The sequence below is a fragment of the Enterobacter sp. D2 genome (assembly GCF_034427575.1).
Taxonomy (GTDB): Bacteria; Pseudomonadota; Gammaproteobacteria; order Enterobacterales; family Enterobacteriaceae; genus Enterobacter; species Enterobacter cloacae_M.
The window spans coordinates 31323-57076 of the sequence record NZ_JAXQPP010000006.1; the positions used below are offsets into that span (position 1 = coordinate 31323).

The following is a 25754-nucleotide window of genomic DNA, read 5'->3' on the forward strand; positions in this document are numbered from 1 at the left end:
ATGTATTTAAAAGAGGGGCTTAGGCCCCTCTAACTCATAACGCATTTCTCGGAAAGTATGCGCTATTGCCTGGCTACCATGCTTTCGAATAATGAGGTCATAACGATGAAAAAAAGTCTCTTAGCACTCTGTCTGACGGCGGGCATGTTTGCTGCATTACCAGCAGTGAGCTTGGCTGATGTCAATATCGTTCCGCAGAACACGACTGCTGCGCCTGCGATCCCCTCTGCCACACTGCAAAGTCTGAACTGGGTGCCCGTGAATGTGGCACAAACCCAGACCATCGAGTTGGGGAATACAGGACAGACCCTGAATGTACCGGGAATTTCAGGACCGGTTGCTGCATGGAGTGTCCCTGCAAATGTGGGTGAGTTAACGTTAACGCTTGTCAGTGAAGCCGACAAAACACCCTCTGTATTTGCACCAAACGTGTTAGTGCTTGATCAAAACATGTCGCCTTCAGCTTTTTTCCCAAGCAGTTATTTTACCTATCAGAAACCCGGCGTCATGTCGGCTGACCGCCTTGAGGGCATACTGAAACTGACACCCGCTTTAGGCCAGCAAAAGATTTATATCCTCGCGTTTACTACGCCCGAAGATCTGCAGCGCACCACCAAAATGATTGATCCGGCAAAATCCTATGCTCAGGGGGCGGGTAACGCTATTCCTGATATTCCTGATCCGGTCGCACGCCATGTGACGAACGGTACGCTAAAACTCAAAGTTCAAACAAACACCAGCTCCAGTATTCTGGTCGGGCCGTTATTCGGATCCTCTGGCCCTGCTGCTGTCACCGTTGGCAACACTGCGGCACCTGCACCTGCCTATACCGCACCCGCTGCCACGGCAGCCGCACCGGTAGCGACTGCAGCGCCTGCCTCGGCGAAGAAAGCCGAGCCGGTACTGAACGACACCGAAGAGTACTTCAACAACGCCATTAAGCAGGCGGTGAAGCGCGGCGATGTCGATAAAGCGCTGAAGCTGCTTGATGAAGCCGAACGTTTAGGTTCAACCACTGCCCGTTCCACCTTTATCAGCAGTGTAAAAGGCAAGGGGTAACCGTTTCCCCACAGTGCTGATTTGTTAGTAGTTTGGTGCGCCTGAGTGGGCGCACTTTTTTTCGTATCGGCCAGGCTGTTGCGCCCATGTTGCGATCGTGATCGTTAAATAACGTTTGGCCCCCCTCAATCCGTGTTTCTGCGATACAATGCCATTACGTTATGTATCGGAGAGTCTGGCATGTCACACCCTGCGCTAACGCAACTGCGTGCGCTGCGCTATTTCGACCAAATACCTGCGCTTGATCCGCAGCAGCTGGACTGGTTGCTGCTGGAAGATTCCATGACGAAACGTTTTGAGCAACAGGGTAAAACGGTCACGGTGACCCTGATTCAGGAAGGGTTTGTCTCTGGCGATGAGATCGCCAACGAGCTGCCGCTGCTGCCGCACGAGCCACGTTACTGGCTGCGCGAAATTTTGCTCTGTGCCGATGGCGAGCCGTGGCTTGCCGGACGGACGGTAGTGCCCGAGTCCACCCTTTCCGGGCCAGAACTGGCACTGCAACGTCTGGGGAAAACGCCTCTGGGGCGTTACCTTTTCACCTCGTCTGAGCTTACCCGGGATTTTATTGAGATTGGTCGTGATGCTGAACTGTGGGGGCGTCGTTCCCGCCTTCGCCTGAGCGGTAAACCGTTAATACTGACGGAGCTTTTTTTACCGGCATCACCGTTGTACTAAGAGGAAGAAAAAATGGAGTGGAGCCTGACGCAGAATAAGCTGTTGGCGTATCACCGCTTAATGCGTACCGATAAACCCATTGGCGCGTTACTGTTGCTGTGGCCGACCCTGTGGGCGCTGTGGCTCGCCACGCCGGGCGTGCCGCCGCTGTGGATCCTGGCCGTGTTCGTTGCCGGCGTCTGGCTGATGCGCGCGGCGGGCTGCGTGGTGAATGACTATGCCGATCGTAAATTCGACGGTCATGTTAAGCGTACTGCCGGTCGTCCGTTACCCAGCGGGCAGGTCACCGGGAAAGAAGCCCGTGTGCTGTTCATTGTTCTGGTGCTGCTCTCTTTCCTGCTGGTGTTAACCCTCAACACCATGACCATTCTGCTTTCCGTTGCGGCGCTGGCGTTAGCCTGGGTTTATCCGTTTATGAAGCGCTATACCCACCTGCCTCAGGTGGTGCTGGGCGCAGCGTTTGGCTGGTCGATTCCGATGGCGTTTGCGGCGGTTAGTGAGTCCTTACCGCTCAGCTGCTGGCTGATGTTCCTGGCGAACATTCTCTGGGCCGTGGCGTATGACACGCAATACGCGATGGTAGATCGCGACGATGACCTGAAGATTGGCATCAAGTCCACCGCCATCCTCTTTGGTCGTCAGGACAAGCTGATTATCGGTATCCTGCAGGTTGCGGTACTGGCGCTGATGGTTGCGATCGGTCGCCTGAACGGGCTGAACTGGGAGTTTTACTGGTCCGTGCTGGTGGCGGGACTGCTGTTTGCTTATCAGCAGAAGTTGATCGCCAGGCGTGAACGTGACGCCTGTTTTAAAGCGTTTATGAACAATAACTACGTTGGTCTGGTGCTGTTTTTAGGCCTGGCGATGAGCTATTTCTTATAAAAAAGTCGGGTGGCGGCTTCGCCTTACCCGACCTACGAGTTAGCAGGACATGGAGGCCCGGTAAGCGCTAGCGCCACCGGGCTTTTTTTATCGGCGACGCAGCAGCCGGAGCGCGTTCGCCGTCACCAGTACCGTTGCCCCGGTATCCGCCAGCACCGCCAGCCACAATCCGGTCATGCCGAGCAGGGTCGTCACGAGGAAAATTCCTTTCAGCCCGAGCGCAATGCCGATGTTCTGACGGATGTTGGCCCGCGTCGCGCGCGCCAGGCTAATCATCTGCGCCAGCCCGGTCAGGCGGTTGTGCGTCAATGCCGCGTCGGCCGTTTCCAGCGCCACGTCGGTACCGCTGCCCATCGCTATACCGATGGTGGACGCTTTCATCGCCGGGGCATCGTTAATCCCGTCACCGACCATTGCCAGCGGCGCGCGAGCGTTCAGCTCCGTCACGGCGCTGACCTTATCCGCAGGCAACAGTCCGGCTTTAAACTCCAGCCCCAGCTCACCGGCAATCGCTGCCGCCGCGCGAGGGTTATCACCGGTGAGTATAACGCCCTGCACGCCCAGCTTGTGCAGCGCCGCCACGGCTTCTTTGGCGTCATCGCGCAGGGTATCGCGCAGCGCCAGCATCCCTTTCGCGACGCCGTCCTGCATAACGGTCACGACGGTTTGTCCGGTCTGTTCTAACGCCTCAACCTCTGGATTAGAAGACTTGCCCGCCGCGACAATCAGCACCTTTTTACCGTCAACGATGGCCTCAATCCCTGACCCGACCAGCGCCCGCTGGGCGGTTGCCGGAGGGATGTCCAGCCCGCGCGCCTGCGCTTCACGCACAATCGCCTGCGCCAGCGGGTGAGTGGACCCCTGTTCAACGGCGGCGGCCAGGGTCAGCAGCTCATCTTCACTGATTTCCTGCGGATATACGCCGGTTACCTGCGGCTTACCCACGGTTAACGTACCGGTTTTATCGAAGGCGATATGCTGGACCTGGCTCAGCTGCTCCAGCGCCGCGCCGCCCTTAATCAGCGCGCCGCGACGCGCCGCCGCCGCAAGACCTGAGGTAATCGCAGCCGGGGTGGAAATCACCAGCGCGCACGGGCAGCCAATCAGCAGCAGCGTCAGCCCTTTATAAATCCAGCCCTCCCACGGCGCGCCAAGTAACAGCGGCGGGACGACGGTGACCAGCAGGGCAACCAGCATGATGGCAGGGGTATAAATTCGGCTGAAGCGATCGATAAAGCGTTCGACCGGCGCGCGGCGCTCTTCGGCCTCTTCAATCAGCTTCAGGATACGGTCGATGGCGCTGTCGCCCGGCTCGGAAAGCACGGTGAGCTGCACCAGACGGTCGACGCTGGTGGCGCCAGCAGGTACTTTTTCACCCGCGGCACGCTCTACCGGAATGGATTCCCCGGTCAGGGCGCTTTCATCAAAGCTCGCGGTGGCGATAAGCAGCGCGCCGTCTGCGGGCAGACGCCCCCCTGCGGCCACCTCAATCACGTCGCCCGGGCGCAGCGTATTGATGGCGACCGTTTCACGCGTGCCGATTATCACGCGAGTGGCGGTTTCCGGCTTCAGCGCCATCAGCGCGCTGACCCCTTTACGCGCCCGGCTCGCCGCCCAGCCCTCAAGACGTTCGCCGATTAAGAACAGCAGCAGCACCATCGCCGCTTCTGCCGTCGCGCCAATGAACAGCGCGCCGATTGCCGCCACGCTCATCAGCGTTTCGATTGCAAACCAGCTGCCGCTTTTCATCAGGCGCAGCGCCTGACGGGCAATCGGGAACAGGCCGACCAGCGTGGTGGCGATAAACGCCAGATTGCCGAACGGATGATTAATCTGCTCCAGACCCCAGCTCAGGGCCATCATGATGGTGAGGGTAATGAGCGGCAGGTTTTCTTTCAGGGAGGAGGCTTTTTCAACGGGCGCCGTTTCGCTGCGCAGGGTATAGCCCGCCTTGCTGACGGCGGCTTCAATCTGTTTGCTGACGTCGCTATCGGCGCTGACCAGCAGCTTTTCGGTGGCGAACAGCACCTGAACGTGACTCACGCCCGGCACCTGCTTGACGGCGTTTTCCACCTTGCGGGCGCAGGCCGCGCAGTCCATTCCGTTGACGACCCAGCTGTAGCGGTTGCCGCTTTCAGGAAGGGGTTGAGTTGGCGTTTCGCACGCGCCTTCGCAGCAGCAGTCGTCTTTCGACGGAGCCGGGCTGAGCTTAAGTGCCGAGAATTGAGGAACTTTTTTAGGTATTTCTGGAGTCGACATGGCAGTCTCCGGCAATGATAATTTTCTCATTAACCGCAGCATACACTCTGGAGTCGACTCCAGAGTCAAGCGCTATTTAGATATACAGCGAACGCACAATCAGGAAATGCCCGGCAAAGTAACAGGCGGAGGCTATCGCGTTATCCGCCCGGAAGCGGCGGCGATAGTGGCTGCCCAGCCACACGATATTCCCGATCAGCAGCAGCGCGGCGCCGAAGAACGCGGACATCGCCGGAGCGGTCGGACGGAAGAACCACAGCTCGCCCGCCAGCCACACCATCACCAGCGTCATGGCGATAAACGTACAGACCGGCAAACGCATCTCTTCCAGACGTGACCAGATCACCGCAATCAGCAGCGCGCCAATCACCAGCAGCACCAGCGGCAGCGGCCAGAAGAAGGAGAGCGTCATCTGGCTGGCAAAGTAGATGGTATAGAGCAGATGCGACAGGAAGAACGCCCCAACGGCGTAGAGCAGGCGCTGGCGTGGCAGCAGGGTTAAGGCATCGCCAATCAGGGATGCACACAGTCCGGCGAGCACCAGATAGCTGACGGCGTTGAACATCGGCGCTTGCCAGGCCAGCAGCAACAGGAGCAACAGCGTGACGGGTTTAAACAGCCAGCGCTGCCAGGTGGGACCACGGTACGACGCATCGACATAAAGCCATGCGGAAAAACAGACAGCGATAAATGACCAAAGCATATTAACTCCCTGTATCTGTTAAGTCTGAATAATCAGTTTCTGATCCAGTGTAGTGACGCGGGCGGGCGTTTGGCAATGCCGGGGAAGGCAGGGTATCCTGAATTCCGCATAATCTGATGGGATTGTAGAATGAGCAAGATGCCGCTGTTTTTCATTATCGTGGTAGCGATTATCGTCATTGCCGCCTCGTTCCGCTTCGTGCAGCAGCGCCGCGAGAAGGCGGATAACGATGCCGCGCCGCTGATGCAAAAGCGCGTGGAGGTGACCAACAAACGCGAAAAACCGCTCAACGACCGCCGCTCGCGCCAGCAGCAGGTGACGCCTGCGGGCACAGCAATGCGCTATGAAGCGAGCTTTAAGCCGGAAGCGGGCGGCCTGGAGATAACCTTCCGCCTGGAGGCGCAGCAGTATCATCAGCTGACGGTGGGGGAGAAAGGGACGTTGAGTTACAAAGGGTCGCGGTTTGAAGGGTTTGAACCGGAGCGGTAATTTTCCCCTCACCCCGGCCCTCTCCCCTTGGGAGAGGGTTAGGGTGAGGGCATCAGGCCGCGCCTTACTTCTTCACCTGCGCCTTAAACTTCTTCATCCATACCAGCAGCTCAAACACGCCGAAAATAAACACGCGCAGCTGCTGCCAGCCCGTCATCTGCGGGCCGTCTTTCGGCAGACCGTTTTTCAGCATCACCATCTGCAGGGCGTGCATGAACGACGTGAAAATCAGCGCGACGTTAACGAAAATATTCATCGGGCGCGGGAACGGGTGCACCAGATTTAAAATCAAAAATGCCCAGACGCCCAGCATCAGCAAACGTCCCAGGTTAATCAGTACCGGCATCGGAGCCTCCTTGTGCCTGACGGTGATAAAGACGATAGGCCACCTGACCAGCGACCTTTTCGCGGTGCAGATCCCAGTGGGCGGGAACCGGCGGCAAACCTTTTTCCACTTCGCTTTCAACGTAAATTAGCGCGTCATCCGCCAGCCAGCCGTTTTGCTCCAGCAGGGATAACGTCTCTTCCAGCAGCCCCTTGCGGAACGGCGGATCGACAAACACCACGTTATGCGGCGTGCCTTTCTGCGCAAGAAAACTCAGCGTGTTGGTGTTCACGACTTTGGCGTTGCTCGCCTTTAGCGTCGCCAGATTTTGCTGCAGCGTCTGCGCAACGCCGCGCTCCATCTCCAGCAGCGTGGCGCTGGCGGCATAGCGCGACAGCGCTTCAAGCCCCAGCGCGCCGCTTCCGGCGAAGCAGTCCAGGCAGTGGGCGTCTACCATTGACGGGGCCAGCCAGTTAAACAGCGTCTCGCGCACGCGGTCGGTAGTAGGGCGTAAACCGGGGCTGTCCGGCACCGGTAATTTCCGGCCTCGCCACTGACCGCCGATAATACGAATTTGACCGGCCGGGGCGCGGTTGGGTTTCTTCATCTCAGGAAAGCTCTGTTAACAATTGGCCTGCGATTGCGGGCGGTGATGTCAATTAAGTAAAGTGTTAGACTATTTCATCATTTTTTTAGCTTCCATGTATATAGCGCCGCGAGGAGTGTAGTCGCAGATGGCAAAACAAAAAAAACGTGGCTTCTTTTCCTGGCTGGGCTTCGGTGAAAAAGAGCAAGAAACAGAACAGAAAACCGAAGAGCAACAAGCCGTTGAAGAGCAGTCGCAGCCTGAAACGCCTGTAGAAACCGCCGCGGTTGTCGAAGCGGAAGAAACGGCGCACAGCAAAGAAGAGATTGAAACCTTTGCTGAAGAGGTGGTTGAGATCACTGAACAGGTTCAGGAGAGCGAGAAGCCAGAACCGGTTGTCGTCGAAGCCGTTACCGAAGCGCCACAGGCCGCTATCGAACACGAAGAGCTTACGCTGCCGGAAGAGGTCAAAGACGAAGAGGTTTCTGCCGAAGAGTGGCAGGCGGAAGCGGAAACCGTTGAAATTGTTGAGGCGGTGGAGGAAGACGCGGCACTTGAGCCAGAGCTGACCGACGAAGAGCTGGAAGCCCAGGCGCTGGCGGCAGAAGCCGCGGAAGAAGCGGTCATCGTCGTGTCGGTAGAAGAGCAGGCCGAAGAAGAGAGCGTCCAGGAGCAGGAAAAACCGACCAAAGAAGGTTTCTTCGCGCGCCTGAAGCGCAGCCTGCTCAAAACCAAAGAAAACTTAGGTTCCGGATTTATCAGTCTGTTCCGCGGTAAGAAGATCGACGACGATCTCTTTGAAGAGCTGGAAGAACAGCTGCTGATTGCGGACGTCGGCGTGGAAACCACCCGTAAGATCATCGCCAATCTGACCGAAGGGGCGAGCCGCAAACAGCTGCGCGACGCCGAAGCGCTGTACGGCCTGCTGAAAGACGAGATGGGCGAAATTCTCGCAAAAGTTGACGAACCGCTTAATATTGAAGGCAAAACGCCATTTGTTATTCTGATGGTTGGCGTGAACGGCGTGGGTAAAACCACCACCATCGGCAAGCTGGCGCGTCAGTTCGAGCAGCAGGGCAAATCGGTGATGCTGGCGGCGGGCGATACCTTCCGCGCGGCAGCGGTTGAGCAGCTGCAGGTTTGGGGCCAGCGCAACAACATTCCGGTGATTGCCCAGCATACCGGCGCGGATTCCGCGTCCGTGATCTTCGATGCCATCCAGGCGGCGAAGGCGCGCAACGTGGACGTGCTGATTGCCGATACCGCAGGGCGTTTGCAGAACAAATCGCACCTGATGGAAGAGTTGAAGAAAATCGTCCGCGTCATGAAGAAGCTGGACGAAGACGCGCCGCATGAAATTATGCTGACCATTGATGCCAGCACCGGACAGAACGCCATCAGCCAGGCGAAGCTGTTCACTGAAGCGGTAGGACTGACCGGGATCGCGCTGACCAAGCTGGACGGCACCGCGAAAGGCGGGGTGATCTTCTCCGTGGCCGATCAGTTCGGCATTCCTATCCGCTACATCGGTGTGGGCGAGCGTATTGAGGATTTACGTCCGTTTAAGGCGGACGACTTTATTGAGGCATTATTTGCCCGAGAGGACTAACAATGATTCGCTTTGAACACGTCAGCAAGGCCTATCTCGGTGGGAGACAAGCGCTGCAGGGGGTGACATTCCACCTGCAGCCGGGCGAGATGGCATTCCTGACCGGCCATTCCGGCGCGGGGAAAAGTACCCTGCTCAAGCTTATCTGTGGGATCGAGCGGCCAAGCGCCGGGAAAATCTTTTTCGGCGGTCATGAGATCAGCCGCCTGAAAAACCGCGAAGTGCCGTTCCTGCGTCGTCAGATCGGCATGATTTTCCAGGATCACCACCTGCTGATGGATCGCACCGTTTTCGATAACGTGGCCATTCCGCTGATTATTGCCGGCGCCAGCTATGACGATATCCGCCGTCGCGTTTCTGCGGCGCTGGATAAGGTCGGGCTGCTGGACAAAGCGAAGAACTTCCCGATCCAGCTCTCCGGCGGTGAACAGCAGCGCGTGGGCATCGCCCGCGCGGTGGTGAACAAGCCTGCCGTACTGCTGGCGGATGAACCGACCGGTAACCTGGACGATGCTCTGTCAGAAGGGATTTTGCGTCTGTTTGAGGAATTTAACCGCGTAGGAGTCACCGTATTGATGGCGACGCACGACATCGGGCTCATTTCCCGTCGTTCGTACCGCATGCTGACCCTGAGCGACGGGCATTTGCACGGAGGCCACGGTGAACAAGCGTGATGCAATAAACCAGATTCGGCAGTTCGGGAACCGGTTTGACCGTTTCCGTAAGCCGCAGGGCGGTGGTGACGGCAATCGTAATGCGCCGAAGCGCCAGAAGGCCGCGCCAAAACCGGCCTCCCGTAAAACCAACGTGTTCAACGAGCAGGTGCGCTACGCTTTCCACGGCGCGCTGCAGGATCTGAAAAGCAAACCGCTGGCGACGTTCCTGACGGTGATGGTGATCGCCATCTCCCTGACGCTGCCAAGCGTCTGCTATATGGTCTATAAAAACGTCAACCAGGCGGCCTCACAGTATTATCCGTCTCCGCAGATCACGGTCTATATGGATAAAGCGCTCGATGATAACGCCGCCGCGCAGGTGGTTGGGCAAATCCAGGCCGAGCAGGGCGTGGAGAAGGTCAACTATCTCTCACGTGAAGACGCGCTGGGCGAGTTCCGTAACTGGTCTGGCTTTGGCGGCGCGCTGGATATGCTCGAAGAGAACCCGCTGCCCGCCGTTGCGGTGGTGATCCCGAAGCTGGATTTCCAGGGGACCGATTCGCTTAACACCCTGCGCGATCGCATCACGCGCATTAAGGGCATTGATGAAGTGCGCATGGACGACAGCTGGTTTGCGCGTCTCTCTGCCCTGACCGGGCTGGTAGGACGCGTCGCGGCGATGATTGGCGTGCTGATGGTGGCGGCGGTCTTCCTCGTCATCGGTAACAGCGTGCGCCTGAGCATTTTCGCCCGTCGCGATACCATCAACGTGCAGAAACTGATTGGTGCAACGGATGGTTTCATCCTCCGACCGTTCCTTTACGGCGGTGCACTGCTCGGTTTTTCCGGCGCATTTCTTTCACTGATATTGTCAGAAATTTTGGTGATGCGGCTTTCGTCTGCCGTCACTGAAGTGGCGCAGGTTTTCGGAACAAAGTTTGATATCAGTGGCTTAGGCTTCGATGAGTGCCTGTTGCTGCTGCTGGTGTGTTCGATGATTGGGTGGGTGGCAGCCTGGCTGGCAACCGTTCAACATTTACGTCACTTTACTCCCGACTAATAAAAGCGTGATATAATCTTTCCCTGCACCGAGATGCTCGCTCTGCAGGGAAAGCGTCCCTGTTGTCGCTTCCCCTGTTATCATCTCCATGTCACAATTTGTGCGTAATTTATTCACCGTTGCACCTGGAACTTGTGGATAAAATCACTGTCTGATAAAAGAGTGAATGCTAATCTCGTTGCTCAAACGCTTTGGCATGGTTGTTGCCTGACGGGGACGACCAGGACCAGAAGAAACATTGAGAGGAATGAATGACCAAAGAAATGCAAACTTTAGCTTTAGCCCCTGTTGGTAACCTGGAATCTTATATCCGGGCTGCGAACACCTGGCCGATGTTAACGGCCGAGGAAGAAAAGGAGCTTGCTGAAAAGCTGCATTACCAGGGCGATCTGGAAGCAGCGAAAAAGCTGATCCTGTCTCACCTGCGCTTTGTTGTTCACATTGCTCGTAACTATGCGGGCTATGGCCTGCCGCAGGCGGACTTGATTCAGGAAGGTAACATCGGCCTGATGAAGGCTGTGCGTCGCTTTAACCCGGAAGTGGGTGTGCGACTCGTCTCCTTCGCTGTGCACTGGATCAAAGCAGAAATTCATGAATACGTGCTGCGCAACTGGCGTATCGTGAAAGTCGCCACGACAAAAGCGCAACGCAAACTGTTCTTCAACCTGCGTAAAGCCAAGCAGCGTCTGGGCTGGTTCAACCAGGATGAAGTGGAAATGGTGGCGCGCGAGCTGGGCGTAACCAGCAAAGACGTGCGTGAGATGGAATCCCGTATGGCCGCGCAGGACATGACCTTTGATATGTCCTCCGACGACGACGCATCTGACAGCCAGCCGATGGCACCGGTTCTGTATCTGCAGGATAAAACCTCGAACTTTGCTGACGGCATCGAAGAGGATAACTGGGAAGATCAGGCCGCGAACAAGCTGACCCATGCGATGGAAGGCCTCGACGAGCGTAGCCAGGATATTATCCGCGCCCGCTGGCTGGACGAAGACAACAAGTCCACGCTGCAGGAGCTGGCCGACCGCTACGGCGTTTCTGCGGAACGTGTCCGTCAGCTTGAAAAGAACGCCATGAAAAAACTTCGCGCCGCTATCGAAGCGTAATTTCCGCGAAGTACACCGAGAACCCCTGGATGAAAGTCTGGGGGTTTTGTTTTTTTAGCGCCCGCTCTGGCGAATTCCCTCCCCCTGGCAAACACTTACTGATGCGCTAAGCAGGCGNTTTTAGCGCCCGCTCTGGCGAATTCCCTCCCCCTGGCAAACACTTACTGATGCGCTAAGCAGGCGACTTTCTCAGGGGGACAGGGTGAAAAATAACGAACTGAACGACCGGCGTTTACAGGCGACGCCGCGCGGCATCGGCGTAATGTGTAACTTCTATGCTGATAAAGCTGAAAACGCCACGGTGTGGGACGTGGAAGGCAACGAGTACATCGACTTCGCCGCCGGGATCGCGGTGCTGAATACCGGCCATCGCCATCCAAAAGTCATTTCCGCTATTGAAAAACAGCTCCACGCGTTTACCCATACGGCGTACCAGATTGTGCCGTACGAAGGCTATGTCGCGCTTGCCGAGCGCATCAACCAGCGCGTGCCCGTTGACGGTCCGGCCAAAACCGCGTTCTTCTCCACGGGGGCAGAGGCGGTCGAAAACGCGGTCAAAATTGCCCGGGCGTACACCAAACGTCCAGGCCTTATCACCTTTGGCGGCGCGTTCCACGGTCGCACCTTTATGACCATGGCGCTGACCGGCAAAGTTGCGCCGTATAAGATCGGCTTTGGCCCGTTCCCCGGTTCGGTGTATCACGCGCAGTATCCGAATGAACTGCACGGCGTCAGCACGGCGGAAGCGTTGAAAAGCCTGGAACGCATCTTTAAAGCGGATATCGCACCCGACCAGGTCGCGGCCATTATTCTCGAACCGGTTCAGGGAGAGGGCGGTTTCAACATTGCGCCAGCTGATTTTATGCAGGCGCTGCGCGCCCTGTGCGACACCCACGGTATTTTGCTGATTGCCGACGAGGTGCAAAGCGGCTTCGCCCGTACCGGCAAGCTGTTCTCGATGGAACACCACTGCGTGAAGCCCGATCTAATCACCATGGCGAAAAGCCTGGCGGGCGGGATGCCGCTTTCGGCGGTTTCTGGCCGTGCGGAGGTGATGGACGCACCCGCGCCTGGCGGGCTGGGCGGTACCTACGCCGGAAACCCGCTGGCGATTGCGGCGGCACATGCCGTGCTCGACGTGATTGATGAAGAGGATCTCTGCACGCGCTCGGCGCATCTTGGCCACCACCTGGTGGAAGTGCTGAATAAGGCGAAGGAACGCTGCCCGTATATCGCTGACATTCGCGCGCAGGGCTCGATGGTGGCGGTGGAGTTTAACGACCCGCAAACGGGGCAGCCTTCGCCGGAATTTACCCGCCAGGTGCAGGATCGCGCGTTGCAGGAAGGGCTGCTGCTGCTGAGCTGCGGCGTCTACGGCAACGTCATTCGTTTCCTCTATCCGCTGACGATTCCTGAAGCGCAATTCCGTAAAGCGCTGGACATTATCTCCGCGTCGCTGACACGTTAAAGCCATATGCCCGGCGAAAATCCCTGCCGGGCTTATCATATATTCATTTCAAATTAGCTATTCCAAAATCATAAAAATCGGGTATGTTTTAGCAGAGTATGCTGAAAAAGCGCGGACAGCACACCTATAACTGACATAAAGCGCTGCACAACAACATCACAACAATCGTAATAACCATAATAATGGGGAATCTCAGGATGAACATGAAGGGTAAAGCGTTACTGGCAGGATGTATCGCGTTGGCATTCAGCACCATGGCACAGGCAGACATCAAGGTGGCTGTGGTTGGCGCAATGTCCGGTCCGGTAGCACAGTACGGCGACCAGGAATTTACCGGCGCTGAACAGGCGGTTGCAGACATTAATGCTAAGGGCGGTATCAAAGGCGAAAAACTGCAGATCGTAAAATATGATGATGCCTGTGACCCGAAACAAGCGGTCGCGGTCGCGAACAAAGTGGTGAACGACGGGATCAAATACGTTATCGGTCACCTGTGCTCTTCCTCTACTCAGCCCGCGTCTGACATCTACGAAGACGAAGGTATTCTGATGATCACCCCGGCAGCGACCGCACCGGAGCTTACCGCGCGTGGCTACAAGCTGACCCTGCGCACCACCGGCCTGGACTCAGACCAGGGCCCAACCGCGGCGAAATACATCGTTGAAAAAGTGAAGCCGAAGCGCATTGCCATCGTTCATGACAAGCAGCAGTACGGTGAAGGTCTGGCGCGTTCAGTGCAGGATAACCTCAAGAAAGCGAATGCCGACGTGGTGTTCTTCGACGGGATCACTGCCGGTGAGAAAGACTTCTCCACCCTGGTAGCGCGTCTGAAGAAAGAGAATATTGATTTCGTTTACTACGGTGGCTACCACCCGGAAATGGGCCAGATCCTGCGCCAGGCGCGCGCTGCGGGCCTGAAAACCCAGTTTATGGGGCCGGAAGGCGTAGCGAACGTTTCCCTGTCCAACATTGCGGGTGAATCAGCCGAAGGCCTGCTGGTAACCAAACCGAAGAACTACGATCAGGTCCCTGCGAACAAACCTATCGTAGATGCCATCAAGGCGAAGAAACAGGATCCAAGCGGCGCGTTCGTCTGGACCACCTACGCGGCGCTGCAGTCGCTGCAGGCGGGCCTGAACCAGTCGGCCGATCCGGCTGAGATTGCCACCTGGCTGAAAGCGAATACCGTCGAGACCGTCATGGGACCACTCTCCTGGGACACGAAGGGCGACCTGAAGGGCTTTGAGTTCGGCGTGTTTGACTGGCATGCTAACGGCACGGCGACAGACGCAAAATAAAAGCAAAAAGGCAACGTAAGTTGCCTTTTTTAATGTTTTCTCCCTCTCCCCGTGGGTGAGGGCATCAGGCAGCACAAATCAGCCCTGGCGCTTCTCCCAACCGCTCTCCTGCGCCGTAAACCCTAACGCCTGCATAAACGCCGCCATCACGCCGCGGTCTTCCACGCCCACGTCAGCCATCCACCATGAGGTCACGCTCGGGTTTTCGCGGATCACTTCTTCAATTAAATACTGTCCCACACCGCGACGACGGGTGACGTCACGCACGCGCAGCGAGTCCAGCGCCCCTTCTGTACCACTCAGGGTGACGCGAACCGCAGCCAGCAGGCGTTCGTTAAAACGCGCGGCATAAATGCGGTGGGTCTCATCAACGCGCAGCGACGAAGGGGAATATTCCGGCCAGATCTTGCCCAGGTCGATATGATCCTGGTCGCTAAAGGTCACCAGACGCACGATAGTCAGTTTCATTAGCCACTTGTCCAAATCAGATTGAGTAGGGGCAGTGTACTCAATTTATTCACTCAGCGGCTTCCTCTTTTTATTCTCATTAACCAGGTGATTAGTTTTTTGGCAACGCGATGGGCAGTTTGAAAACACATGGATCGAAAAATAAGCAGAATTTTAACCTGAACGGTAGTGATTTATTCGGCGCTTTGTACCGTTATTTTATGCTGCAAACTGCACTTTTATTTGTTTATCTCTGCCTGATTTCAGAATATTATCTTTTCTTAATCGCCTGAAAAATAGAGATTTTAGTCTGGTTTTTGACAAAAAACTGCGCTAAACCATTAAAGGCACTGGTAAAAATAGCGTTGTTCATTAAAAGTACAGAATGCTTTTTAACCATAATAAAACAAAATATAAACACGACATCACGAATGGGGATTCAGAGATGAAAAGGAACGCGAAGACGTTAATCGCGGGGATGGTCGCACTGTCGATCTCGCATGCCGCTATGGCAGACGACATTAAGGTTGCGGTAGTGGGGGCGATGTCCGGCCCTGTTGCCCAGTGGGGTGACATGGAGTTCAACGGCGCGCGCCAGGCCATCAAAGACATCAACGCTAAGGGCGGCATCAAAGGCGACAAGCTGGTGGGCGTGGAATATGACGACGCCTGCGATCCTAAACAGGCCGTCGCGGTCGCCAACAAAATCGTCAATGACGGTATCCAGTATGTGATCGGCCACCTGTGCTCATCCTCCACGCAGCCTGCGTCTGATATCTACGAAGACGAAGGCATACTGATGATCACCCCAGGCGCAACGAACCCGGAACTGACCCAGCGCGGCTACCAGCACATTATGCGTACCGCCGGTCTGGACTCCTCGCAGGGCCCCACCGCCGCCAAATACATCCTCGAGACCGTTAAGCCACAGCGCATTGCCATTATTCATGACAAACAGCAGTACGGCGAAGGCCTGGCGCGCTCCGTGCAGGACGGCCTGAAAAAAGGCGGCGCGAACATCGTCTTCTTCGACGGCATTACCGCCGGTGAGAAAGACTTCTCCGCGCTGATTGCCCGCCTGCAAAAAGAGAATATCGACTTTGTTTACTACGGCGGCTACTACCCGGAGATGGGGCAGATGCTGCGTCAGGCGCGCGCCACCGGTCTGAAGACCCAGTTTATGGGGCCAGAGGGCGTGGGCAATGCCTCTCTGTCGAACATCGCCGGGGATTCTGCTGAAGGCATGCTGGTGACGATGCCAAAACGCTATGACCAGGATCCGGCCAACAAGGCTATCGTGGATGCGCTCAAGGCGCAGAAGAAAGATCCGAGTGGTCCGTATGTCTGGATCACCTACGCGGCCGTACAGTCTCTGGCCACCGCGCTGGATCGCTCCGGCAGCAAAGAACCGCTGGATCTGGTTAAAGATTTAAAAGCACACGGGGCGAACACCGTGATTGGGCCGCTGAACTGGGATGAGAAAGGCGATCTGAAGGGATTTGAGTTTGGTGTCTTTAAGTGGCACGCCGACGGTTCATCCTCGGCCGCCAAATAATCATCCCACCGCCCGGCATGACGGGCGGGTATAAAAAGGTTTGCATATGTCCGAGCAGTTTCTCTATTTCCTGCAGCAGATGTTTAACGGCGTTACGCTGGGAAGCACCTACGCGCTGATCGCCATCGGCTATACGATGGTTTACGGCATTATCGGCATGATCAACTTCGCCCACGGCGAGGTGTACATGATCGGTAGCTACGTCTCTTTCATGATTATCGCCGCCCTGATGATGATGGGCATCGACAGCAGCTGGCTGCTGGTCGCCGCCGGGTTTGTTGGCGCGATTGTGATTGCCAGCGCCTACGGCTGGAGCATCGAGCGCGTGGCCTACCGGCCGGTGCGCAGCTCCAAGCGTCTGATTGCGCTGATTTCCGCGATCGGGATGTCGATCTTCCTGCAAAACTACGTCAGCCTGACCGAAGGCTCGCGCGACGTGGCGCTGCCAAGCCTGTTTAACGGCCAGTGGATTGTGGGGGCCAGTGAAAACTTCTCGGCCTCTATCACCACCATGCAGCTGGTTATCTGGGTCGTGACCTTTATTGCGATGCTGGCCCTGACGCTGTTCATCCGCTACTCGCGGATGGGACGCGCCTGCCGCGCCTGCGCAGAAGACCTGAAGATGGCGAGCCTGCTCGGCATCAACACCGACCGCGTGATTGCCCTGACCTTCGTAATTGGCGCCGCGATGGCGGCCGTCGCAGGCGTGCTGCTCGGCCAGTTCTACGGCGTGATCAACCCGTACATCGGCTTTATGGCCGGGATGAAAGCCTTCACCGCGGCGGTTCTGGGCGGTATCGGCAGTATTCCGGGGGCGATGATCGGCGGCCTGATCCTGGGCGTGGCGGAAGCGCTCTCCTCGGCGTATCTGAGCACGGAATATAAAGACGTGGTGTCGTTTGCCCTGCTGATTCTGGTTCTGCTGGTCATGCCTACCGGCATTCTGGGCCGTCCGGAGGTAGAGAAAGTATGAAACCGATGCATTTTGCAATGGCGCTGCTCTCTGCCGCCATGTTCTTCGTGCTGGCAGGCGTCTTTATGGGCGTCCAGTTAGGTCTGGACGGGACGAAGCTGGTGGTGGATACCGCCCCCGACATCCGCTGGCAGTGGGTATTTATCGGCACTGCCGTGGTGTTCCTGTTCCAGCTGCTGCGTCCGCTGTTCCAGAAGTCGCTGAAAAACGTCTCCGGGCCGAAATTCGTTCTGCCGGCCATCGACGGGTCTACGGTTAAGCAGAAGCTGTTCCTCGTGGCGCTGCTGGTGGCCGCCGTGGCGTGGCCGTTTGTGGTGTCTCGCGGCACCGTGGATATCGCCACTCTGACCATGATCTACGTGATTCTCGGCCTCGGTCTGAATGTGGTCGTGGGGCTCTCGGGCCTGCTGGTGCTGGGCTACGGCGGCTTCTACGCCATCGGCGCCTATACCTTCGCGCTGCTGAACCACTATTACGGCCTCGGCTTCTGGACCTGCCTGCCGCTGGCGGGGCTGGTCTCTGCCGCTGCTGGCTTCCTGCTTGGCTTCCCGGTGCTGCGCCTGCGCGGTGACTACCTGGCGATTGTGACCTTAGGCTTCGGAGAAATCGTCCGTATCCTGCTGCTGAATAACACCGAAGTGACCGGCGGCCCGAACGGCATCAGCCAGATCCCGAAACCGACCTTCTTCGGCCTGGAGTTCAGCCGTACCGCCCGTGAAGGCGGCTGGGATACCTTCAGTAACTTCTTCGGCGTGAAGTATGACCCGTCCGACCGCGTAATCTGGCTCTATCTGGTGGCGCTGCTGCTGGTGGTGATCACACTGTTCGTGATTAACCGTCTGCTGCGCATGCCGCTGGGCCGCGCGTGGGAAGCGCTGCGTGAAGATGAGATCGCCTGCCGCTCCCTGGGCCTGAACCCGACCCGCATCAAGCTGACCGCGTTCACCATCAGCGCCGCGTTTGCCGGTTTCGCCGGAACGCTGTTTGCCGCCCGTCAGGGCTTCGTTAGCCCGGAATCGTTCACCTTTGCCGAATCCGCCTTTGTGCTGGCGATTGTGGTGCTCGGCGGGATGGGCTCGCAGTTCGCCGTTATCCTCGCGGCCATCCTGCTGGTGGTCTCGCGCGAGCTGATGCGCGACTTTAACGAATACAGCATGCTGATGCTGGGTGGTTTGATGGTGCTGATGATGATCTGGCGTCCGCAGGGCTTGCTGCCGATGACTCGTCCACAGCTGAAGCTGAAGAACGGGCAAGCGAAAGGAGATCAGGCATGAGTCAGCCATTATTATCCGTTAACGGTCTGATGATGCGTTTTGGCGGCCTGCTGGCGGTCAACAATGTGTCACTGGATCTGCACAAGAAAGAGATTGTCTCCCTGATTGGTCCGAACGGCGCCGGGAAAACCACGGTCTTTAACTGCCTGACCGGCTTCTACAAGCCGACGGGCGGCACCATCCTGCTGCGCGACAAGCACCTTGAAGGGCTGCCGGGCCAGCAGATTGCCCGCATGGGCGTGGTGCGTACCTTCCAGCACGTGCGTCTGTTCCGCGAGATGACGGTGATTGAGAACCTGCTGGTTGCGCAGCATCAGCAGCTGAAAACCGGGCTTTTCTCCGGCCTGTTGAAAACCCCGGCCTTCCGCCGCGCCCAGGATGAAGCGCTCGATCGCGCCGCCACCTGGCTCGACCGAATTGGCCTGCTGCAGCACGCTAACCGCCAGGCGAGTAATCTGGCCTACGGCGACCAGCGTCGTCTGGAGATTGTGCGCTGCATGGTCACCCAGCCGGAAATCCTGATGCTCGACGAACCGGCGGCGGGCCTCAACCCGAAAGAGACCAAAGAGCTGGACGAGCTGATTGCCGAGCTGCGCGACAGTCACGACACCACCATCCTGCTGATTGAGCACGACATGAAGCTGGTGATGGGCATTTCGGACCGTATCTACGTGGTAAACCAGGGCACGCCGCTGGCTAACGGCACGCCGGAAGAGATCCGCAACAACCCGGACGTGATCCGCGCATACCTTGGTGAGGCATAAGATGGAAAAAGCGATGTTAACGTTCGACAAGGTCAACGCGCACTACGGCAAGATCCAGGCGCTGCACGACGTCAGCCTGCATATCAATCAGGGTGAAATCGTGACCCTGATTGGCGCCAACGGCGCGGGCAAAACCACGCTGCTCGGCACCCTGTGCGGCGACCCGCGCGCCACCAGCGGGCGTATTGTGTTCGATGGTAAAGACATTACCGACTGGCAGACCGCCAGAATCATGCGCGAGGCGGTGGCGATTGTTCCGGAAGGGCGCCGCGTATTCTCGCGTATGACGGTGGAAGAGAACCTGGCGATGGGCGGTTTCTTCGCTCACCGCGATGAATACCAGACCCGCATCAAGTGGGTATACGAACTCTTCCCGCGCCTGTGGGAGCGCCGCATCCAGCGTGCGGGCACCATGTCCGGCGGTGAGCAGCAGATGCTGGCGATTGGCCGCGCGCTGATGAGCCAACCGCGCCTGCTGCTGCTGGACGAACCGTCGCTCGGTCTGGCGCCGATCATCATCCAGCAGATTTTTGACACCATTGAGCAGCTGCGCAAAGAGGGGATGACTATCTTCCTCGTCGAGCAGAACGCCAACCAGGCGCTGAAGCTCGCCGACCGTGGCTACGTGCTGGAGAACGGCCGCGTGGTGCTGGAGGATACCGGCGACGCGCTGCTGGCGAACGAGGCGGTGCGGAGCGCGTACCTGGGCGGATAGGTAAAAGCAAAAAGGCAACGCAAGTTGCCTTTTTTAGTGTTTGCTCCCTCTCCCCGTGGGAGAGGGTCGGGGTGAGGGCTCCAGACCGCACGAGGTAAAAGCAAAAAGGCAACGCAAGTTGCCTTTTTTAGTGTTTGCTCCCTCTCCCCGTGGGAGAGGGTCGGGGTGAGGGCTCCAGACCGCACGAGGTAAAAGCAAAAAGGCAACGCAAGTTGCCTTTTTTAATGTTTGCTCCCTCTCCCTGTGGGAGAGGGCTGGGGTGAGGGCACCAGACCGCACCTAACCCCCATCCCCCTTCACACAACCATCATCCCCCTGACGCCTGGCTGTCACTTATCTGTAAACAAACAGTTATTTTTCTGTAATTCGAGCATGTCATGTTACCTCGCGAGCATAAAACGCGTGATATCGCGCATCCGGCACAATAAGAGAGATGACAATGACATCGTTACGACACACAGCTTTGGGTCTGGCACTGGGTCTGGCTTTTGCGGCGAACGCAATGGCTGTGACCACCATTCCGTTCTGGCATTCCATGGAAGGGGAGTTGGGTAAAGAAGTTGACTCCCTGGCGCAGCGTTTCAACGACGCCCATCCGGATTACAAAATTGTGCCGGTGTACAAAGGTAACTATGAGCAGAGTCTGAGCGCGGGCATCGCCGCCTTCCGTACCGGCAACGCGCCAGCGCTGTTGCAGGTTTATGAAGTGGGTACCGCCACCATGATGGCCTCCAAAGCCATCAAGCCGGTCTATGAAGTGTTCAAAGAAGCGGGCATCAACTTCGATGAGTCGCAGTTCGTGCCGACCGTAGCGGGTTACTACACCGATTCCAAAACCGGCCATCTGCTGTCTCAGCCGTTTAACAGCTCCACGCCGGTGCTGTACTACAACAAAGACGCCTTCAAAAAAGCCGGTTTAGACCCGGAGCAGCCGCCAAAAACCTGGCAGGACCTGGCGGAGTACACCGCGAAGCTGAAAGCGGCGGGGATGAAGTGCGGCTACGCCAGCGGCTGGCAGGGCTGGATCCAGATTGAAAACTTCAGCGCCTGGCATGGCCTGCCGGTGGCGACCAAAAATAACGGCTTCGACGGCACCGATGCGGTACTAGAGTTCAACAAGCCGGAGCAGGTGAAGCACATCGCGCTGCTTGCCGATCTGAACAAGAAGGGCGACTTTAGCTACTTCGGGCGTAAAGACGAATCCACCGAGAAGTTCTACAGCGGCGACTGCGCCATTACCACCGCCTCTTCCGGCTCGCTGGCGGATATCCGCCACTACGCCAAATTCAACTACGGCGTGGGCATGATGCCGTACGACGCTGACGTGAAGGGCGCGCCGCAGAACGCCATCATCGGCGGAGCGAGCCTGTGGGTGATGCAGGGTAAAGACAAGGGCACCTACAAAGGGGTGGCCGAGTTCCTCGACTTCCTGGCGAAGCCTGAAAACGCCGCCGAATGGCATCAGAAGACCGGCTACCTGCCGATCACCAAAGCCGCGTACGACCTGACCCGCGAGCAGGGCTTCTACAGCAAGAACCCAGGGGCGGACATCGCGACGCGTCAGATGCTGAACAAGCCGCCGTTGCCGTTCACCAAAGGCCTGCGTCTGGGCAACATGCCGCAGATCCGCACCATCGTGGATGAAGAGCTGGAAAGCGTGTGGACCGGTAAGAAAACGCCACAGCAGGCGCTGGATTCTGCGGTAGAGCGCGGGAATCAGCTGCTGCGCCGCTTTGAGCAGTCGACGAAATCGTAAAAAAATGCCCGGTGACGCGCAGCGTTCCGGGCCTACGGATTAATGCGGCCTGATGCCTCACCCCAACCCTCTCCCCAGGGAGAGGGAGAAAACAGAAATCGCCAGGAACCAAATCTCAATGTCATCATCCCGTCCGGTGTTCCGTTCCCGCTGGCTTCCGTACCTGTTGGTCGCGCCGCAGCTGGTCATCACCGTTATCTTCTTTATCTGGCCTGCGGGCGAAGCGCTGTGGTACTCGGTACAAAGCGTCGATCCGTTCGGGCTCTCCAGCCAGTTTGTTGGCCTGGACAACTTTACCGCGCTGTTCCATGACAGCTACTACCTGGACTCCTTCTGGACGACGATGAAGTTCAGCGCGCTGGTGACCGTCAGCGGTCTGGTTGCCTCGCTGTTTTTCGCCGCGCTGGTGGACTATGTAGTGCGCGGCAGCCGTATTTATCAAACCCTGATGCTGCTGCCTTACGCCGTGGCTCCCGCCGTCGCTGCCGTGCTGTGGATCTTCCTGTTTAACCCCGGGCGCGGGTTGATTACCCACTTCCTGGCCGAACTGGGCTACGACTGGAACCACGCCCAGAACAGCGGCCAGGCGATGTTTCTGGTGGTGTTCGCCTCGGTGTGGAAGCAGATCAGCTACAACTTCCTGTTCTTCTTTGCCGCGCTGCAGTCCATCCCGCGCTCGCTGGTGGAAGCCGCTGCCATCGACGGGGCTGGGCCCATTCGTCGTTTCTTCAGACTGTCGCTGCCGCTGATCGCCCCGGTGAGCTTCTTCCTGCTGGTGGTTAACCTCGTGTACGCCTTCTTCGACACCTTCCCGGTGATCGATGCGGCGACCGCAGGCGGTCCGGTACAGGCGACCACGACGCTGATTTACAAAATCTACCGCGAAGGCTTTGCGGGGCTGGATCTCTCCGCCTCCGCCGCGCAGTCGGTTGTGCTGATGTTCCTCGTCATCATCCTCACGGTGGTGCAGTTCCGCTATGTCGAAAGTAAGGTGCGCTACCAATGATTGAGAACCGTCGCGGGCTGACGATTTTCAGCCATACCATGCTGATTTTAGGGATCATCGTCATCCTCTTCCCGCTGTACGTGGCGTTCGTCGCCGCCACGCTGGACACCAAAGCGGTGTTCGACACGCCGATGACGCTGCTCCCCGGCGGGCATCTGTTCGAGAACATGAAGACCATCTGGACCCAGGGAGTGGGCGCCAACAGCGCGCCGTTCTGGCTGATGATGCTCAACAGCTTCATCATGGCGTTTGGCATTACGGTCGGCAAAATTACGGTGTCGATGCTTTCGGCCTTCGCCATCGTCTGGTTCCGCTTTCCGCTGCGTAACCTCTTCTTCTGGATGATCTTCATTACGCTGATGCTGCCGGTAGAGGTGCGTATCTTCCCGACGGTGGAGGTGATCGCCAACCTGAAGATGCTCGACAGCTACGCGGGCTTAACCCTGCCGCTGATGGCCTCGGCGACCGCCACCTTCCTGTTCCGCCAGTTCTTTATGACTCTGCCGGACGAGCTGATTGAAGCGGCACGCATCGACGGCGCGTCGCCGATGCGCTTCTTCCGCGACATCGTGCTGCCGCTGTCGAAAACCAACCTTGCGGCGCTGTTTGTGATCACCTTTATATACGGCTGGAACCAGTACCTGTGGCCGCTGCTAATTATTCAGGACGTCAACCTCGGCACCGCCGTGGCGGGCATCAAAGGCATGATCGCCACCGGCGAAGGCACCACCCTCTGGAACCAGGTGATGGCGGCGATGCTGCTCACCCTTATCCCACCCGTAGTCATTGTTTTAGCCATGCAGCGCGCGTTTGTCCGCGGCCTGGTCGATAGCGAGAAATAAGATGGCAGGTTTAAAACTTCAGGCAGTAACCAAAAGCTGGGATGGTAAAACCCAGGTGATTCAGCCGCTGACGCTCGACGTGGCGGACGGGGAATTCATCGTGATGGTCGGCCCGTCCGGCTGCGGCAAATCCACCCTGCTGCGCATGGTGGCGGGGCTGGAGCGCGTAACCTCCGGGGATATCTGGATTGATCGTCAGCGCGTCACCGAGATGGAGCCGAAAGACAGAGGCATTGCGATGGTGTTCCAGAACTACGCCCTCTATCCGCACATGAGCGTGGAAGAGAACATGGCCTGGGGGCTGAAAATCCGCGGCATGGGCAAAGGCCTTATCGACGAGCGGGTGAAAGAGGCGGCGCGTATTCTCGAGCTGGACGGCCTGCTGAAGCGCCGCCCGCGCGAGCTCTCCGGCGGCCAGCGCCAGCGCGTGGCAATGGGGCGCGCCATCGTGCGCGATCCGGCGGTATTTCTGTTCGATGAGCCGCTGTCTAACCTCGACGCCAGGCTGCGCGTGCAGATGCGTCTTGAGCTGCAGCAGCTGCACCGTCGTCTGAAAACCACCTCTCTGTACGTCACCCACGATCAGGTTGAAGCCATGACCCTCGCCCAGCGCGTGATGGTGATGAACAAAGGCGTTGCCGAGCAGATTGGTACCCCGGTGGAGGTCTACGAGAAACCGGCCACCCGTTTCGTGGCGAGCTTTATCGGCAGCCCGGCGATGAATCTGCTGGAAGGGCGTATCAGCAATGCGGGCACGCACTTTGAGCTGGAAAGCGGGATGGCATTGCCGATCAACTGGTACTATCGTGGCCACGCCGGGCGTAAGATGACGCTTGGTATCCGCCCGGAACATATTGGTTTAACCTCTCAGGCGGAAGGCGGCGTGCCGCTGGTGATGGACACGCTGGAGATGTTGGGTGCAGATAACCTGGCGCACGGGCGCTGGGGCGAGCAAAAAATGGTGGTGCGGCTGGCACATCAGGAGCGCCCTAAAGCAGGCAGCACGCTTTGGCTACACCTGCCGGAAAATCATCTGCACCTGTTTGACGGTGAAACAGGACAACGAGTATGAGCAACTGGCCTTATCCCCACGTCGTCGCCCACCGCGGCGGCGGTAAGCTGGCGCCGGAAAATACGCTGGCGGCGATTGACGTTGGCGCACGCTACGGTCACACGATGATCGAGTTCGACGCCAAGCTGTCGAAAGACGGCGAGATTTTCCTGCTGCATGACGATAACCTCGAACGCACCAGCAACGGATGGGGCGTGGCTGGCGAGCTGCCGTGGCGCGATCTGTTGAAGGTCGACGCCGGAAGCTGGTACAGCGGCGAATTTAAAGGCGAACCGCTGCCGCTGCTGGCGGAAGTGGCCGATCGCTGTCGCCTGCACGGGATGATGGCCAACATCGAAATCAAACCGACCACCGGCACCGGGCCGCTGACGGGCAAAGTCATTGCCCTGGCCGCGCGCGAGCTGTGGGAAGGGATGACCGCGCCGCTGCTGTCATCATTTGAAATCGATGCGCTGGAGGCCGCACAGGCGGCCGTGCCGGAGCTGCCGCGCGGGCTGCTGCTTGACGAGTGGCGCGAGGACTGGCGCGAGCTGACGACACGCTTAGCGTGCGTTTCTATCCATCTCAACCACAGGCTGCTGGATGAGGCGCGGGTGAAGATGCTGAAGGACGCGGGTCTGCATATTCTGGTCTACACGGTTAACAAACCCCAGCGCGCAGCCGAACTGCTGCGCTGGGGCGTGGATAGCATCTGTACCGATGCAATCGACCTGATCGGCCCGGATTTTAGTTCTGCGGATTAAGCATACTGCCATTCGACTGCGGCGGCAGCATGTGCTGCTGTCCGCTGCCTGACGACGTCATTCCCCCTAACATCCCGCCGTTTTTATTCGGCAACGGCTGCTCGCGCACCTGACCCTGCTGTACGCGCTGGGTGTTGGCGTTCATCTGATTTTGCAGGCTTTGCTGCTGCATCTGGGTCTGCGTTTTAAGCTGCTGATTAAGCATCCCTTTCTGCTGCTGTTGCTGGCTCATCATCTCCGTCTGCATACGCTGCTGGCTCGGGATGACATAACCCTGCTGGTTTGGGTTGTTCATGGTGTTAAGCGGCTGTGCGAGCGCGGCAAACGGGATCAGCGCCGTAAGGATCCATAAGCGTTTCATTGTCATTTCCTCCTTTTGAGGTCTCTCTTAAGTTTACCCCGATTTCACCATGACGATGATTTTTT

Annotated in this window: 26 protein-coding genes; 20 read left to right on the forward strand and 6 right to left on the reverse strand. The window is 57.7% G+C overall.

What is annotated here, in order from left to right:
* The first annotated feature begins 99 nt into the window (after positions 1-99).
* The 3 genes from malM (at position 100) to ubiA (ending at position 2619) form a co-directional block, all read left to right on the forward strand.
* On the forward strand, positions 100-1059 hold the full coding sequence (gene malM, locus SPG90_RS19670; protein WP_045402588.1) for a maltose operon protein MalM: 960 nt from the start codon (positions 100-102) through the stop codon (positions 1057-1059).
* Between the two features lie 180 nt (positions 1060-1239).
* Positions 1240-1737: a chorismate lyase gene (ubiC, locus tag SPG90_RS19675; protein ID WP_021242729.1), complete on the forward strand. Its 498-nt coding sequence runs from the start codon at positions 1240-1242 to the stop codon at positions 1735-1737.
* A gap of 12 nt (positions 1738-1749) precedes the next feature.
* On the forward strand, positions 1750-2619 hold the full coding sequence (ubiA, locus tag SPG90_RS19680; RefSeq protein WP_023310009.1) for a 4-hydroxybenzoate octaprenyltransferase: 870 nt from the start codon (positions 1750-1752) through the stop codon (positions 2617-2619).
* 87 nt (positions 2620-2706) lie between these two features.
* Here ubiA and zntA read toward each other — a convergent pair whose 3' ends face one another.
* Both zntA and SPG90_RS19690 read right to left on the reverse strand, forming a co-directional pair.
* Positions 2707-4878 carry a Zn(II)/Cd(II)/Pb(II) translocating P-type ATPase ZntA gene (zntA, locus tag SPG90_RS19685; protein WP_126304268.1) on the reverse strand — a complete coding sequence of 724 codons (2172 nt, stop codon included), beginning with the start codon at positions 4876-4878 and terminating at the stop codon, positions 2707-2709.
* A gap of 76 nt (positions 4879-4954) precedes the next feature.
* Positions 4955-5581: a lysoplasmalogenase gene (locus SPG90_RS19690; RefSeq protein ID WP_023310011.1), complete on the reverse strand. Its 627-nt coding sequence runs from the start codon at positions 5579-5581 to the stop codon at positions 4955-4957.
* A 129-nt stretch (positions 5582-5710) separates the two neighbouring features.
* On the opposite strand from SPG90_RS19690, the gene SPG90_RS19695 reads away from it, so the two are divergent.
* On the forward strand, positions 5711-6070 hold the full coding sequence (locus SPG90_RS19695) for a DUF2500 domain-containing protein (RefSeq protein ID WP_045402536.1): 360 nt from the start codon (positions 5711-5713) through the stop codon (positions 6068-6070).
* Between the two features lie 64 nt (positions 6071-6134).
* Here SPG90_RS19695 and SPG90_RS19700 read toward each other — a convergent pair whose 3' ends face one another.
* Positions 6135-6416 carry a DUF1145 family protein gene (locus tag SPG90_RS19700; RefSeq protein WP_010436509.1) on the reverse strand — a complete coding sequence of 94 codons (282 nt, stop codon included), beginning with the start codon at positions 6414-6416 and terminating at the stop codon, positions 6135-6137.
* Positions 6400-7002: a 16S rRNA (guanine(966)-N(2))-methyltransferase gene (rsmD, locus tag SPG90_RS19705; protein WP_047173661.1), complete on the reverse strand. Its 603-nt coding sequence runs from the start codon at positions 7000-7002 to the stop codon at positions 6400-6402. The genes SPG90_RS19700 and rsmD overlap by 17 nt, the downstream gene beginning before the upstream one ends.
* A 127-nt stretch (positions 7003-7129) precedes the next feature.
* Here rsmD and ftsY point away from each other — a divergent pair, with 127 nt between their 5' ends.
* The 6 genes from ftsY to livJ all read left to right on the forward strand — a co-directional run bounded on the left by ftsY (position 7130) and on the right by livJ (position 14181).
* Positions 7130-8590, forward strand: a complete 1461-nt coding sequence (gene ftsY, locus SPG90_RS19710; protein ID WP_126304270.1) for a signal recognition particle-docking protein FtsY — start codon at positions 7130-7132, stop codon at positions 8588-8590.
* Between the two features lie 2 nt (positions 8591-8592).
* The gene (gene ftsE / locus SPG90_RS19715) at positions 8593-9264 is read left to right on the forward strand and encodes a cell division ATP-binding protein FtsE (RefSeq protein WP_023310016.1); all 672 of its coding nucleotides are present in this window, start codon (positions 8593-8595) and stop codon (positions 9262-9264) included.
* Positions 9251-10306 (forward strand): permease-like cell division protein FtsX, encoded by a 1056-nt coding sequence (gene ftsX, locus SPG90_RS19720; protein WP_023310017.1) that lies wholly within the window; start codon positions 9251-9253, stop codon positions 10304-10306. The genes ftsE and ftsX overlap by 14 nt, the downstream gene beginning before the upstream one ends.
* Positions 10307-10557: 251 nt before the next feature.
* On the forward strand, positions 10558-11415 hold the full coding sequence (gene rpoH, locus SPG90_RS19725; RefSeq protein WP_023310018.1) for an RNA polymerase sigma factor RpoH: 858 nt from the start codon (positions 10558-10560) through the stop codon (positions 11413-11415).
* A 202-nt stretch (positions 11416-11617) separates the two neighbouring features.
* Positions 11618-12883 carry a 4-aminobutyrate--2-oxoglutarate transaminase gene (locus tag SPG90_RS19730; RefSeq protein WP_045402525.1) on the forward strand — a complete coding sequence of 422 codons (1266 nt, stop codon included), beginning with the start codon at positions 11618-11620 and terminating at the stop codon, positions 12881-12883.
* Positions 12884-13080: 197 nt separating this feature from the next.
* On the forward strand, positions 13081-14181 hold the full coding sequence (gene livJ, locus SPG90_RS19735) for a branched chain amino acid ABC transporter substrate-binding protein LivJ (RefSeq protein ID WP_021242735.1): 1101 nt from the start codon (positions 13081-13083) through the stop codon (positions 14179-14181).
* 78 nt (positions 14182-14259) lie between these two features.
* Here livJ and panM read toward each other — a convergent pair whose 3' ends face one another.
* Complete coding sequence (gene panM / locus SPG90_RS19740; RefSeq protein ID WP_023310021.1) at positions 14260-14649, reverse strand: aspartate 1-decarboxylase autocleavage activator PanM; 390 nt, start codon at positions 14647-14649, stop codon at positions 14260-14262.
* 424 nt (positions 14650-15073) lie between these two features.
* On the opposite strand from panM, the gene livK reads away from it, so the two are divergent.
* The 10 genes from livK to ugpQ all read left to right on the forward strand — a co-directional run bounded on the left by livK (position 15074) and on the right by ugpQ (position 25328).
* Positions 15074-16183 (forward strand): high-affinity branched-chain amino acid ABC transporter substrate-binding protein LivK, encoded by a 1110-nt coding sequence (gene livK, locus SPG90_RS19745; protein ID WP_039264148.1) that lies wholly within the window; start codon positions 15074-15076, stop codon positions 16181-16183.
* A gap of 46 nt (positions 16184-16229) precedes the next feature.
* Positions 16230-17156 carry a high-affinity branched-chain amino acid ABC transporter permease LivH gene (livH, locus tag SPG90_RS19750; RefSeq protein ID WP_013099131.1) on the forward strand — a complete coding sequence of 309 codons (927 nt, stop codon included), beginning with the start codon at positions 16230-16232 and terminating at the stop codon, positions 17154-17156.
* Entirely contained in the window at positions 17153-18430 is a 1278-nt protein-coding gene (gene livM, locus SPG90_RS19755) for a branched chain amino acid ABC transporter permease LivM (RefSeq protein WP_322408285.1), read from the forward strand. The genes livH and livM overlap by 4 nt, the downstream gene beginning before the upstream one ends.
* Positions 18427-19194 (forward strand): high-affinity branched-chain amino acid ABC transporter ATP-binding protein LivG, encoded by a 768-nt coding sequence (gene livG / locus SPG90_RS19760; RefSeq protein ID WP_322408286.1) that lies wholly within the window; start codon positions 18427-18429, stop codon positions 19192-19194. Before livM ends, livG begins: the two co-directional genes overlap by 4 nt.
* A gap of 1 nt (position 19195) precedes the next feature.
* Positions 19196-19909: a high-affinity branched-chain amino acid ABC transporter ATP-binding protein LivF gene (livF, locus tag SPG90_RS19765; protein WP_008500102.1), complete on the forward strand. Its 714-nt coding sequence runs from the start codon at positions 19196-19198 to the stop codon at positions 19907-19909.
* Positions 19910-20348: 439 nt separating this feature from the next.
* Entirely contained in the window at positions 20349-21665 is a 1317-nt protein-coding gene (gene ugpB, locus SPG90_RS19770; protein WP_226483398.1) for a sn-glycerol-3-phosphate ABC transporter substrate-binding protein UgpB, read from the forward strand.
* 118 nt (positions 21666-21783) lie between these two features.
* Positions 21784-22671 carry a sn-glycerol-3-phosphate ABC transporter permease UgpA gene (gene ugpA, locus SPG90_RS19775; RefSeq protein ID WP_023310026.1) on the forward strand — a complete coding sequence of 296 codons (888 nt, stop codon included), beginning with the start codon at positions 21784-21786 and terminating at the stop codon, positions 22669-22671.
* Positions 22668-23513, forward strand: coding sequence for a sn-glycerol-3-phosphate ABC transporter permease UgpE (gene ugpE, locus SPG90_RS19780; RefSeq protein WP_045402515.1), 846 nt, complete (start codon positions 22668-22670; stop codon positions 23511-23513). The genes ugpA and ugpE overlap by 4 nt, the downstream gene beginning before the upstream one ends.
* 1 nt (position 23514) lies before the next feature.
* Complete coding sequence (locus SPG90_RS19785) at positions 23515-24585, forward strand: sn-glycerol-3-phosphate import ATP-binding protein UgpC (RefSeq protein ID WP_045355230.1); 1071 nt, start codon at positions 23515-23517, stop codon at positions 24583-24585.
* Positions 24582-25328, forward strand: a complete 747-nt coding sequence (gene ugpQ, locus SPG90_RS19790) for a glycerophosphodiester phosphodiesterase (RefSeq protein WP_045355232.1) — start codon at positions 24582-24584, stop codon at positions 25326-25328. Before SPG90_RS19785 ends, ugpQ begins: the two co-directional genes overlap by 4 nt.
* Here ugpQ and SPG90_RS19795 read toward each other — a convergent pair.
* Positions 25312-25689 carry a DUF2756 family protein gene (locus SPG90_RS19795; protein WP_033144399.1) on the reverse strand — a complete coding sequence of 126 codons (378 nt, stop codon included), beginning with the start codon at positions 25687-25689 and terminating at the stop codon, positions 25312-25314. The two genes, ugpQ and SPG90_RS19795, sit on opposite strands and share 17 nt — an antisense overlap.
* Positions 25690-25754 lie beyond the last annotated feature (65 nt).